Annotated in this window: 11 protein-coding genes; 3 read left to right on the forward strand and 8 right to left on the reverse strand. The window is 53.4% G+C overall.

The window, feature by feature from the left end; all coding sequences use genetic code 11:
- Positions 1-25 precede the first annotated feature (25 nt).
- From gmk to pyrR, 8 genes are all read right to left on the reverse strand, one after another.
- Positions 26-598: a guanylate kinase gene (gmk, locus tag ccrud_RS07765; protein ID WP_066565864.1), complete on the reverse strand. Its 573-nt coding sequence runs from the start codon at positions 596-598 to the stop codon at positions 26-28.
- A gap of 7 nt (positions 599-605) precedes the next feature.
- Positions 606-926, reverse strand: a complete 321-nt coding sequence (gene mihF, locus ccrud_RS07770; RefSeq protein ID WP_066565865.1) for an integration host factor, actinobacterial type — start codon at positions 924-926, stop codon at positions 606-608.
- Positions 927-1132: 206 nt separating this feature from the next.
- Positions 1133-1969: an orotidine-5'-phosphate decarboxylase gene (pyrF, locus tag ccrud_RS07775; protein WP_066565867.1), complete on the reverse strand. Its 837-nt coding sequence runs from the start codon at positions 1967-1969 to the stop codon at positions 1133-1135.
- 4 nt (positions 1970-1973) lie between these two features.
- Positions 1974-5315, reverse strand: coding sequence for a carbamoyl-phosphate synthase large subunit (gene carB / locus ccrud_RS07780; RefSeq protein WP_066565868.1), 3342 nt, complete (start codon positions 5313-5315; stop codon positions 1974-1976).
- A gap of 5 nt (positions 5316-5320) precedes the next feature.
- Entirely contained in the window at positions 5321-6508 is a 1188-nt protein-coding gene (gene carA / locus ccrud_RS07785) for a glutamine-hydrolyzing carbamoyl-phosphate synthase small subunit (RefSeq protein ID WP_066565869.1), read from the reverse strand.
- A gap of 117 nt (positions 6509-6625) precedes the next feature.
- On the reverse strand, positions 6626-7969 hold the full coding sequence (locus ccrud_RS07790) for a dihydroorotase (protein ID WP_066565870.1): 1344 nt from the start codon (positions 7967-7969) through the stop codon (positions 6626-6628).
- A gap of 22 nt (positions 7970-7991) precedes the next feature.
- On the reverse strand, positions 7992-8930 hold the full coding sequence (locus ccrud_RS07795; protein WP_066565874.1) for an aspartate carbamoyltransferase catalytic subunit: 939 nt from the start codon (positions 8928-8930) through the stop codon (positions 7992-7994).
- Entirely contained in the window at positions 8931-9509 is a 579-nt protein-coding gene (pyrR, locus tag ccrud_RS07800) for a bifunctional pyr operon transcriptional regulator/uracil phosphoribosyltransferase PyrR (RefSeq protein WP_066565876.1), read from the reverse strand.
- Between the two features lie 304 nt (positions 9510-9813).
- Here pyrR and ccrud_RS07805 point away from each other — a divergent pair, with 304 nt between their 5' ends.
- The 3 genes from ccrud_RS07805 to ccrud_RS07815 all read left to right on the forward strand — a co-directional run bounded on the left by ccrud_RS07805 (position 9814) and on the right by ccrud_RS07815 (position 12335).
- Entirely contained in the window at positions 9814-11340 is a 1527-nt protein-coding gene (locus ccrud_RS07805) for a TIGR01777 family oxidoreductase (protein WP_066565878.1), read from the forward strand.
- Positions 11341-11407: 67 nt separating this feature from the next.
- Complete coding sequence (locus ccrud_RS07810; protein ID WP_066565880.1) at positions 11408-11887, forward strand: YbjN domain-containing protein; 480 nt, start codon at positions 11408-11410, stop codon at positions 11885-11887.
- A complete protein-coding gene (locus ccrud_RS07815) occupies positions 11877-12335 on the forward strand; it encodes a YbjN domain-containing protein (protein ID WP_066565881.1) in 459 nt (152 codons plus the stop codon). Before ccrud_RS07810 ends, ccrud_RS07815 begins: the two co-directional genes overlap by 11 nt.
- The last annotated feature ends 273 nt before the right edge of the window (positions 12336-12608 follow it).

The raw sequence follows: 12608 nt of genomic DNA on the forward strand, positions 1-12608 counted from the left end.
CATACCCTACCGCCCTAGGTTTTGGCTAAGCGCCGAGGAGAACATCCTCAATGGCCTTAACGGCCTGTGCAACATCATCATTAATAATGACGTGCTTAAATTCGCTTTTAGCAGCCAATTCTTCGCGTGCGGTTTCGAGCCTACGAGCAATAACGTCAGCGCTTTCGGTGCCTCGTCCAGTTAAGCGTTCAACCAAAACTTCCCAAGAAGGTGGAGCTAGGAAGATAGTTTCTGCATCTGGAATAAGGCTTGCGATATTTCGAGCTCCTGCCAGATCAACCTCAACCAATACCGGCCGGCCATTTTGGCGAGCCTCATTGACGGGTCCTGCTGGGGTGCCTGAACGCTGCAAACCACCGTGGATTTCTGCCCATTCAAGCATCTCTCCACCGTCGATTTTTTCCTGGAATTCAGCTGAACTGACATAGAAGTAGTCACGTCCATCGACTTCACCGGGACGAGGGTCCCGGGTGGTCATCGATACACTGAAATACAGGTTTGGAACGTCATTGCGGAGGCGATCAACCACAGTCGATTTACCGACCGCCGAGGGGCCCGCAAGAATTACGAGCCGTCCTAGTTGGTTATCGCCGGACACTGAAGAATTAACCCTCGAAGCCGAAACGCTCGAGGAGTGCGCGACGCTGACGGTCACCCAGTCCGCGAAGGCGGCGAGTCTGAGCGATGCCCAGCTCCTCCATAATTTCCTTCGCCTTAACCTTGCCAACCTTTGGAAGAGCCTCGAGGAGTGCGGAGACCTTGGTCTTACCGATGATCTCGTTGGACTCAGCCTCTTCAAGGACATCCTTGAGGTTGGTGTTGCCGCGCTTCAGATTCTCTTTAAGCTCTGCGCGTGCCTTGCGTGCTTCTGCTGCCTTAGCAAGAGCTGCCTTGCGCTGCTCATCAGTCAACTGTGGAAGGGCCACGGGGTTCCTCCGATATCGTGTGTTTTTAATGACAAAAATGAATACCAAAAGTATTCAGAAATCGAGGGTACACCTGGTTAATACCAAAGGTGTCAGCCTGCGATTTTCGAATAGTCTAGCACTACTTCCACAAACACAAAGGTGGCACGGCCCCTAAAAGCGAAACCTGCAGGTCACAGGGGTGCAATTAAGGGCCATTTCCATGACTACGACCTGGGGAAACCAGGAAAGTCTGTCGCAGTTTCCACTACAGATTTCTTCATTTGCGCGACATCAGGACCAGTAGACAAGATGCTCCTGGAGACATTTGGGAACGCTAGATGAGCCATATCTCCAGCAATCTCATTCACGTCCTGTGCGGTGCCTCCCTGTGCCCCTACGCCGGGCATCAAGATCGCACCGCCAAGCGTCGACAAGCGTGGTGGAGCCGACAAGGTAGCGCCGATAACGACGCCAATATTGCCTGCTTTTCCCTGCGCCATATATGGCGCATTAAGCGCTGCCGCTTGATCCACAATCTGCTGCGAAATACTGACACCCGCAGCGTTTTGCTGATCCTGCAGTTCACGAGCCTCCGGATTGGAGGTTGCAGCCAGCACAAACACTCCCCTGCCATGTTCTTCAGCCAGCTCGAAAACTGGATCCAAAGAATGGAATCCCAGATAAGGAGACACCGTCACAGCATCGCTTGCCAACGGTGAGGTGGGATCCAACCAGGCAGACGCGTAGCCTGCCATGGTGGATCCGATATCACCGCGTTTAGCATCAGAGACGACCAAGCAGCCACGCTCACGCAGCGTCTGGATGGTCTCTTCCAAAATGGCAAAGCCTGCAGAGCCAAAGCGCTCATAAAAAGCCACTTGTGGTTTCACTAATGCCACAGTGTCGGCGAAAGCCTCCACGCAGGCGCGAGAGAACTCCGCAAGACCATCTACGTTAACCGGCAGCCCCCAGGCCTTGAGCAGGCCTTCATGCGGGTCAATGCCCACACACAACCTGCCGCGGGTTGAGGCGGCGTCGAGAAGCTTTTCGCCGAATGTCACTAGCTTATGCCTTTACTGCGTGGTCAAGTTCCTGCAGCGCACGAACGCTCACAACGCCACCGCGCAGAGCTTCAATGCCCTGTACCGCTGCGGTAACACCCTGAACGGTGGTGATCAGTGGGACACCCATGGTGACCGCTGCTGCACGGATATCGTAGCCATCATGGCGTGCACCAGCAGAACCTGCTGGGGTGTTAAGGATAAGATCCACTTCGCCCTCGCGGATGCGATCCACGATGGACTTTCCTTCGACGCCTTCGCGAATATCGGATGCCTTGAGTACAACCTCACACTCGATGCCGTTACGGCGCAGCATACCTGCGGTACCTGCAGTTGCCAGGATCTTATATCCCATGGATGCAAGGCGCTGGATTGGCAGAATCAGAGTGCGCTTATCGCGGTTGGCCACAGTGACGAACACGGTGCCCTCAGTTGGCAGTGCGCCGAATGCGCCTGCCTCAGCCTTGGCATACGCTGCGCCGAAGTTGTCAGCCAAGCCCATAACTTCACCGGTGGACTTCATCTCTGGGGAGAGCAAAGTGTCCAGGGTCTTTCCATCTGGGCGACGGAAGCGGTTGAATGGCAAGACTGCTTCCTTCACTGCAATTGGAGCGTCCAACGGCAAGGAACCGCCATCGTATGCAGTAGGAATCATGCCTTCATCTTGGAGATCCTTGATGGTTGCACCGAGAGAAATACGTGATGCTGCCTTCGCCAAGTTCACGCCAGTTGCCTTAGAAACAAATGGCACGGTACGAGATGCGCGTGGGTTTGCCTCGATGACGTAGAGGATATCGTCCTTGAGTGCATACTGAACGTTCATCAGTCCCTGTACACCAATGCCCAGAGCCAGCTTCTTGGTGGCTTCACGAACATTGTCGATATCTTGAGCACCAAGAGTCATTGGAGGAAGTGCACATGCGGAGTCACCGGAGTGAATGCCTGCTTCTTCGATGTGTTCCATGACGCCAGCCAAGTAGACTTCTTCGCCGTCACACAGTGCGTCAACGTCAATTTCAATCGCGTTATCTAGGAAGCGGTCTACCAGCACTGGGTGCTCAGGAGAGAGCTCAGTTGCACGGTTGATGTAGTCCTCAAGGGAAGGCTCATCGTAGACAATTTCCATGCCGCGGCCGCCCAAGACGTAGGAAGGACGAACCAGCACTGGATAGCTGATCTCATTAGCAACGTCGCGTGCTTCTTCGAAGGTCACGGCAGTGCCGAAAGCAGGTGCTGGCAACTGCAATCGGTTCAGCAACGCACCGAACTCGCCGCGATCCTCAGCCATATCAATGGATTCTGGGGAGGTGCCTACGACTGGAACGCCAGCCTTCTTCAAACGGTCTGCAAGTCCCAGAGGTGTCTGTCCACCCAACTGCACGATAACGCCAGCAACGGTGCCAGACTCTGCTTCTGCCTGGTAGACCTCCATGACATCTTCGAACGTCAGTGGCTCGAAGTACAGGCGATCTGCGGTGTCGTAGTCGGTGGAGACAGTTTCAGGGTTGCAGTTCACCATGACGGTTTCGTAGCCAACGCGAGAAAGCTCAAGCGCTGCGTGGACACAGGAGTAGTCAAACTCAATACCCTGGCCGATGCGGTTCGGACCGGAACCTAAGATCAGAACTTTTTCGCGCTCAGTTTGAGGAGCAACCTCAGACTCTGCTGCTGGGTCTAGCTCATATGCAGAGTAGTGGTACGGAGTTTTTGCTTCGAACTCTGCTGCACAGGTATCCACGGTCTTGAATACTGGACGGATACCCAGGGATAGACGTAGGGTACGCACGCCGTCTTCGCCAGCAAATTCTGGGCGAAGTGCAGCGATCTGAAGGTCAGACAGACCCATGAACTTTGCTTCGCGCAGTAGATCCTCATTGAGGAACGGTGCATCAACCAACTTTTGGCGGAAGTTAACCAGGGTCTCAAGCTCAGCCAAGAACCATGGATCAATGGAGGAAGCATCGAAGAGTTCTTCAACGCTTGCGCCAAGACGCATGGCCAATTCCACATCGTAGAGGCGACCCTCGGTTGGGCGCTTCAAGTCTTCCAGCACTGCTGCCTTATCAGCTGCACGCTCACCGGCGAAGAACTCATCAGGCTTGGTCCAGAAACCCTGCTGCTTGGTCTCTAGGGAACGAAGTGCCTTGTTCAGGGCTGCGATGTAGTTACGGCCCAGGGACATGACCTCGCCGACAGACTTCATAGTGGTGGTCAAGGTGTCATCAGCACCGACGAACTTCTCGAAAGCAAAGCGTGGAGCCTTAACTACGACATAGTCAATGGATGGTTCGAATGCTGCTGGGGTTTCGCCGGTGATGTCGTTGGTGATCTCATCCAGGTTGTAACCAATCGCAAGCTTTGCAGCCATCTTGGCGATTGGGAATCCGGTTGCCTTAGAAGCCAGGGCGGAAGAACGAGAAACACGTGGGTTCATCTCGATGGTGATGAGACGGCCATCTTCAGGGTTGACTGCGAACTGGATATTACATCCACCGGTGTCCACGCCAACTTCACGGATGATAGCGATACCTTGATCGCGCATCTTCTGGAATTCACGGTCAGTCAAGGTCAGTGCAGGAGCCACGGTAACGGAGTCGCCGGTGTGCACGCCAAGTGCATCTACGTTTTCAATAGAGCAGATAACCACAACATTGTCTGCGGTATCGCGCATGAGCTCGAGTTCGAATTCTTTCCAGCCGAGAATGGATTCTTCGATCAAGACGTTGGCTTCAGGGGAAGCTGCAAGTCCGCCGCCTGCGATGCGCTCTAGGTCTTCAGTGTTGTATGCAAGGCCTGAACCTAGACCACCCATGGTAAACGATGGGCGCACAACTACTGGAAGTCCCAGTTCTGCAACGGTTGCATGGACTTCTTCCATGTTGTGGCAGACGCGGGAACGAGCAGATTCGCCGCCGATGGTCGCAACGATGTCCTTGAACTTCTGGCGATCTTCACCACGTTCAATAGCATCGATATCTGCACCGATAAGTTCCACGCCGTACTTTTCCAAGATGCCCAAACGATCTAGCTGGATGGCAGCGTTAAGTGCTGTCTGTCCACCAAGAGTCGCTAGGACTGCATCGATAGGGTGTCCCTGCTCGATTTCCTTAGCGAAAATCTTGTCAATGTATTCCGGCTCAATTGGCTCCACGTAGGTGTGGTCAGCCATTTCTGGGTCGGTCATGATGGTGGCTGGGTTGGAGTTGATGAGGGTAACGCGCAGTCCCTCTTCCTTGAGCACGCGGCAAGCCTGGGTGCCGGAGTAGTCGAACTCACATGCTTGACCAATAACAATTGGGCCAGAGCCGATAACGAGGACGTGGTTAATATCTGAACGCTTTGGCATGTTGTTTATGCGCCTTTCTTCTGAGCGTCTGCAACCATCAGCTCAACAAACTGGTCAAACAGTGGACTTGCATCATTAGGGCCAGCAGCGGCCTCTGGGTGGTATTGAACGGAGTATGCGCGACCTGACTTGAGGGCCACACCTTCCACAACGCCATCGTTCAAGCAGGTGTGGGTAACAATTGCGGTGCCGAAGTCGGTCTCGAATTCTTGGCCAGCTTCACCCTTAAGTGCGAAACCGTGGTTCTGTGCAGTGATATCAATCTTGCCGGTGATGTGGTTCTTGACTGGCACGTTGATGCCGCGGTGGCCGAACTTCATCTTGTAGGTCTCCATGCCAAAGGCACGGCCCAAGATCTGGTTGCCGAAGCAAATGCCGAAGAATGGGATATCTGCTTCCAGCACTTCCCGAACAATGCTCACCATGACATCTGCTGCTGCAGGGTCACCAGGGCCGTTGGAGATAAAGACACCTGCAGGGTTGTACTGCTTGATCTCTTCAAATGGGGTCTCAGCTGGAACGATGACGGTGCGAACGCCACGTGCAGCGAAGCGACGTGGGGTGTTCTGCTTGATGCCTAGATCATAGGCAACAACAGTGTGGAGTGCTTCGCCTTCTGCTTCGATGATGTAGGTTTCATCGGCAGAAACCTCAACGGAGAGGTTAGCGCCAGCCATTGCTGGCTGATTCTTCACGATGTCAACGAGCTCTTCTACTGGACGCTGTGCATCCGCACCGGAGAAAATTCCGGCTGCGATGGAACCTTCGTTGCGAAGGTGGCGCACCAAAGCGCGAGTATCAATGCCGCCGATGCCGACAATGCCCTGGTCTGCCATTTCCTGCTGTAAGGAGGTGGTGGCGCGCCAGTTGGATACACGTGCTGCGAGATCGCGGATAACCAGGCCTGCAACCCAGACCCTGCCATCGCGAGACTCGTTGTCTTCGTCATTCCAGCCGGTGTTGCCGATCTGAGGCGCCGTAGCGACGACAATCTGGCGGTGGTAGGAAGGATCAGTCATGGTCTCTTGGTAACCGGTCATGGCGGTGGTGAATACTGCTTCACCAAGGGTGGTGCCGATAGCTCCAAAGCCAAATCCGGTGAAGGTACGTCCGTCTGCAAGAACCAGGTATGCCGGAACGGATCCGATCTCAGTGACTCCCTGGTAGGTGGTGCTGTTGGTGTCTTTACTCACGGTGACTGTTGTCGCCTTTCGTGTATCTGCCGATAAAAAGCTGGCTGGTTAATAACCTGAATGTAGTTTATTCAATTCAATGCATTATATGCAATGCGGTGTATGTGGACACACCCGTTAAGCGTTCTGTGCGACTCCGTCTACACAGGTCACCTTGCCACGAAGCACAGTGTGCGTGACCTTCGCGCTAAATTCTTGACCCTCAAATGGGGTGTTTTCTGCCTTCGATGCAAAGTCTGCACCAAATGCAGTCCACGCTTTACCGGGGTCAACGATGGTGAGGTTTGCTGGCTCACCTTGTGCAATAGGACGTCCGTGATCTGGAAGGCGGGTGATTTCTGCCGGGCGCTCACTCATTACTCGTGCCACGAAACGCCAGTCAGCAAGACCAGAGGCAACAAAGGTATCCACGATGATGGACAGTGACGTTTCCAAACCGAGCATGCCTGGCTTGGCGTTTTCAAATTCGCAGCACTTATCTTCGGAACCATGTGGGGCATGGTCGGTAGCAACAACATCGATGGTGCCGTCGAGAAGCGCCTTCTTTAATGCTTCGGTATCGCGGTTCTCGCGCAGTGGCGGATTGACCTTATTTACTGCGTCGTAGGTTTCTAGGCGCTCGTCGGTCAAAGTGAGGTGGTGCGGGGTAACTTCCGCAGTAATTGGCATGCTCTGAGACTTCGCCCAACGCAAAAGCTCCACGGTGCCTTCGGTGGATGCGTGGCAAATATGCACGCGATTGCCGTAGTCACGAGCCAAGATAGCATCACGCACCACAATGGATTCTTCTGCTACACGTGGCCAGCCGCGCAGACCTAGGCGTGCAGCGTTCTCACCTTCGTGAGCTACAGCGCCCTGAGTCAAACGGTGATCTTCCGCATGCTGTGCGATAAGCACATCCATGCCCTTGGCGTATTCCAATGCACGGCGCATAACCTGTGGGTCATCGACGCACTTGCCATCATCGGAGAACATACGCACCTTGGCATCGGAACGAGCCATCATGCCAAATTCAGTGAGCTCTTTACCTTCCAAACCCTTGGTGATAGAACCAACTGGGTGTACATCGCACAGCCCAATGTTTTGGCTCTTAAACCATACGGATTCAGCGATAACTGGCTGATCCATGACTGGTGAAGTATTTGCCATGGTAAATACTGCGGTGAAGCCACCCTTTGCTGCAGCAGCAGAGCCGGTCGCAATAGTTTCAGTATCTTCACGGCCTGGTTCACGCAGATGCACATGCATGTCAACGAAACCTGGAAGCAGGACTCCCCCGTTGCCATCAATGATGCGATCAGCCTCATGTGCGCCACCGATTGCCTCGATCACGCCGTCTTTCACCAACACGGTTGTTGGCTCGCCTTCGCCATACACGCGAACGTTGTCAATCAGGAGGGTGTCCTGTGGCGCCGGAGCTAGTGCTCCGGTTGCTGGATACTGGGTGTTGTTGTCAACCACTCTTCAAATCCCTTTTCGTTAATTAGATAGTCGCGTCGGAACCGGCGACTAGAGCAAACAAAATGGCCATGCGCATGTGCACACCGTTGGTTACCTGCTGGAGCACTGCGGTACGCGGTGCATCTGCAACCTGGAAGTTAATTTCCATGCCACGAAGCATCGGCCCTGGGTGCATGATGATGGCAGAATCCTTGAGGCGAGATTCACGCTCTTTAGACATCCCATACAGCGTTGCGTACTCACGGTGTGAAGGGAAGAATCCACCCTGCATACGTTCTTGCTGCACGCGCAGCATCATCACCACATCTGCGTCTGCAATTTCTGCATCCATGTCATAAGAGAAACGTACCGGCCAATTCTCAATGCCCATTGGCAGCAAGGTTGGTGGAGCGACCAGAACAACTTCTGCACCCAGCTTGGACAGCAAGTCCACATTGGAGCGCACAACGCGGGAGTGCAGGCAATCACCCACAATCACAACTTTGAGTCCCTCAATGCGGCCGGTGCGCTGCCGAATGGTCAAAGCGTCGAGAAGCGCCTGGGTTGGGTGCTGGTGTGAGCCGTCGCCGGCGTTAATCACGCTAGGTCCGTTGCCACCTGGCGCGACATACTGCGCAAGCTGCTGCGCTGCACCGGATGCTGGGTGACGCATGATGATTGCGTCCGCGCCGATCGCGGAAAGAGTCAAGCCGGTATCTTTCAGCGACTCGCCTTTTTTCACGCTGGAAGATGATGCCGAAATGTTGATCACATCGGCGCTCATCCATTTTCCTGCAGTTTCGAAGGACGAACGAGTACGCGTGGAGTTCTCATAGAACAAGGTAAAAATCGTGCGACCACGCAGGGTTGGCAGTTTCTTTACTTCACGTCCTTCGAGCACCTCCTTAAAGCGATCTGCTTCATCAAGTAATCCAACAATCTCATCCTTGGACAGATCGCTAATTGATAGGAGGTGCTTCATCTAGGACTCCCCTTCGGAATCTTCGCGAGTAAGCGTGACAGCATCACGTCCATCAATTTCTGTCAGCATGACGGAAACATCTTCGGAACGTGCGGTGGGGAGATTTTTGCCCACATAGTCAGCGCGAATGGGCAGCTGGCGGTGACCACGGTCAACCAACACAGCTAATTGAACATAGTTGGGGCGTCCAACATCGCGCAGGGCATCAAGTGCTGCGCGGATGGTACGACCGGAAAACAGCACATCATCCACCAAAATCACGGTGGTGTTATCAATTCCACCTGCGGGAATTGACGTGGGCTGCAATGCGCGGTGTGGTTTATTGCGAAGATCGTCCCTATACAAGGTGATATCTACAGCGCCGGTTGCTACCGAAACGCCGGAAAATTCTTCGATCTTTTCCGCAAGTCTCCGAGCCAGTGGGACTCCACCTGAGGGAATACCTAACAACATGACTCGGTCCGCATCCTTGGAATCAAGTGCGGTCTTTTCAATAATCTGGTGCGCGATGCGTGCGATGGTACGGCTGACATCGTCCTCATTAAGAAGTTCGAGTACAGCACTATTACGTTCGCTCATCGTGACCTCCTTCCCCGCCTCTCTGTGCGGTCCGTTAAAGGATGTCCAATTATGCAAAATCTTTGCAACGACCAGTTACCTGGCTGCTGACTGACACTATAGCGTACCGTGTCACATTCACTCCAAGATGCTGACTATGATCTTAGGTAACGCTTCACGGTGAACCACTGTAAACAACAGCGAAACACCAAAATGCTTAAGCAGATGGTACATCATGACAGTCGAATCTGTGATAACTGATCATTGTAGGACACCCGGTGTTTACCCACTGGGACCTCCTCATCCACTGACTTGGAGAAGCCCTGTGAGTCTGACCACAAGCCATTTTATTCCCTTTCCCCGAGAAATGGTCTGGGATTGGCATACCCGCAAGGGCGCTGTCGCACGTCTGACTCCCCCATTTGTCCCATTAACACCCTCCCAGCAGGCAGAACGCCTTTCCGATGGTACGACAGTTTTCAGCCTGCCCGCGGGACTTAAATGGGTGGCACGCCATGACCTTTCGGGCTTTTTGAACGGTTCACGCTTCACTGATGTCTGCTTAACCGCACCCGTTAAAGCCCTTGCCAATTGGCGTCATGTGCACAATTTCGTGGACCAAGATGGGGGCACCCTCATCACCGATTCCGTCCGGACTCGTCTGCCCGCATCCACCCTGACGGGCATGTTTGCTTACCGACAGAATCAGCTGATCGAAGACTTAAAATTCCTCGACCGCACCAGCACGCTTTTCGACGCCTCCCCACTCACCGTAGCCATCACCGGCTCCAGGGGCCTTGTCGGCCGCGCGCTGACGGCACAACTACAAACTGGTGGACACGACGTCATCCAACTTGTCCGCAAAGAACCAAAGCCGGGGCAACGTTACTGGGATCCCCTCAACCCAGCCTCCGATTTGCTTGATGGCGTTGATGTCCTTGTCCACCTCGCCGGTGAACCTATTTTCGGACGCTTCAACGATGCACACAAAGAAGCTATCCGCGAATCGCGCATCCTGCCCACCAAATTCCTCGCAGAACTTGTTGCCGATTCAGCACAGTGCACCACCATGATCTCCGCCTCTGCAGTAGGTTTCTACGGCCATGATCGCGGTGAAGAAATCCTCACAGAACAATCCTCATCCGGCGATGATTTCCTCGCTGCAGTATGCCGAGATTGGGAAGATTCCACCACCCCTGCCGCTGAAGCAGGAAAACGCGTCGCATTAATCCGCACCGGCGTGGCACTCAGTGGACGTGGTGGCATGCTGCCCCTGCTCAAAACACTATTTTCCACCGGGCTGGGCGGAAAATTCGGCGACGGCTCTTCTTGGTTCAGCTGGATCGCCATTGACGATCTCACCGATATCTACTACCGCGCCATCGTGGATGCGAAGGTTTCCGGGCCGATTAATGCTGTCGCACCAAACCCGGTATCCAATGCAGAGATGACCAAAGTTCTGGCAACCAGCATGCACCGCCCCGCCTTCATCCAGATCCCTTCACTTGGACCAAAAATCCTACTGGGCAGCCAGGGCGCAGAAGAACTTGCGTTGGCAGATCAACGCACTTCTCCAGCTGTACTGGAAAGCCTCGGACACACCTTCCGCTACACCGATATTGGTGCTGCGATCGCTCATGAATTGGGCTATGAACAGCTTGCCGATTTCGCCCAGCAACAAGAGATCGAAGCCGAACGTAAACAAGAACGCGCGGAACTCAAAGCTGCCAAAAAGATCGCTAAAAAAGCACCAGTTTTAGAAGCAGATGCCACAAACCTGGAAGATCCAGAAGAAGTTGAGCAAAGTATCCTCTCCTCAATCCTTAATTTCCGGCGCAAGCGCAACGACTAAATTCAGCATCTGTAGTGTGGTGGAAAAGTTACTGTTTAAAGGATTTTGGAAGGACTGAAACACTCCAGTGCCTCAAACACCCCCAGCAGAGCACCCCAACGACATTCAGGAATTTAACCTAGATGCCATTGTGGGGATTCTCCAGGATGAAAAACTCGACTACCGCATTGATGAACACGACGGCGAAAAGGTAATCCGCACCGGATTTATCAACGCTGCCATTAGCTTCATTCAATTAGATGACAGCTTGACTATGGAAGCTATGTGGCGAGGCGCCCCCTCTACTGATGCTGCAGCACAGATTCTGGCTGCAACCAATGAATGGAACCTCACCCAGTTCACCCCCACCGTGAGGTTTTTTGAACTGGGCGAAGACACTCTCGCAATCAATGCTTTGCGCCATGTGGTCATTTCAGCAGGCATGAGCCGCAATCAGGTGGGCTCCTTCGTGATGAGCTCCATCGAATCGGCTGTCCAATGCTTCGAATGGCTCGAGCAGCAGTTCCCAGATCTAGTGACTTGGAAGGATGAACACCATGACCACTGATTCCACTTCTATCAGCACCCCAAAACCGATTCCAGTGACCATCGAACGTATTTCCCTCATCATGAAGGAATTCGGCATTGATCTCCTCGTCGCCGATGAACAAGGCACTGGATCCCAAGTCGCAAGCGCCAATTTGAACGGCCATCATGTGATGCTCGCTGTTATCGGTTCCGTACTGATCGTCCGCGCAGACCGCCCTACTGAAATGCCAGTTGCCGATGGTAATCCTGCATGGCATCTTGCATGCAACCAAGTCAACTGCTTCAATTTTGCAGCCAAAGCCGTCGTGGTTGATCGCACCGAAAATATCGTGGTCCGTGCAGAAAAAGATGTTCCCATCGCTGCTGGACTCAACGATATTCAGCTTTCTGCAATGCTGAAAAACGCCATCGATCACATCCTCGCAATTCAAGATGCTGTTGCCAAGGCTGGCCAAAAGATCGGCTAACGCAGTCTTGCAATATTTTGGCTGTTCGATGTTTCTCCATCAAACAACTAAGTCGATTTAAGGCCCCTACATTTCAGAATAAGCATTTATATGAGCTAGGTGTCTCTAGACTCTTAGAATCGATTCTGGAAGGGCACTTTTTCGGGCGTGAAATGGAGATTTTTCACCCGACCAAACCACAATGCCCACGGATCAAGTTTTCACTTGCCGTGGGCAGCCTCGTTTGGTTATTCGCTCTGGAAACCGGTCACAGATGCCCAGGGCGGAGCTTTT

This window comes from Corynebacterium crudilactis (assembly GCF_001643015.1).
Classification (GTDB): domain Bacteria; phylum Actinomycetota; class Actinomycetes; order Mycobacteriales; family Mycobacteriaceae; genus Corynebacterium; species Corynebacterium crudilactis.

Excerpts from the sequence above, each read along its gene's own strand:
- carB (WP_066565868.1), bottom strand. The coding sequence starts at position 5,315 with ATGCCAAAGCGTTCAGATATTAACCACGTCCTCGTTATCGGCTCTGGC.
- ccrud_RS07795 (WP_066565874.1), bottom strand. The coding sequence starts at position 8,930 with ATGAAGCACCTCCTATCAATTAGCGATCTGTCCAAGGATGAGATTGTT.
- pyrR (WP_066565876.1), bottom strand. The coding sequence starts at position 9,509 with ATGAGCGAACGTAATAGTGCTGTACTCGAACTTCTTAATGAGGACGAT.
- ccrud_RS07815 (WP_066565881.1), top strand. The coding sequence starts at position 11,877 with ATGACCACTGATTCCACTTCTATCAGCACCCCAAAACCGATTCCAGTG.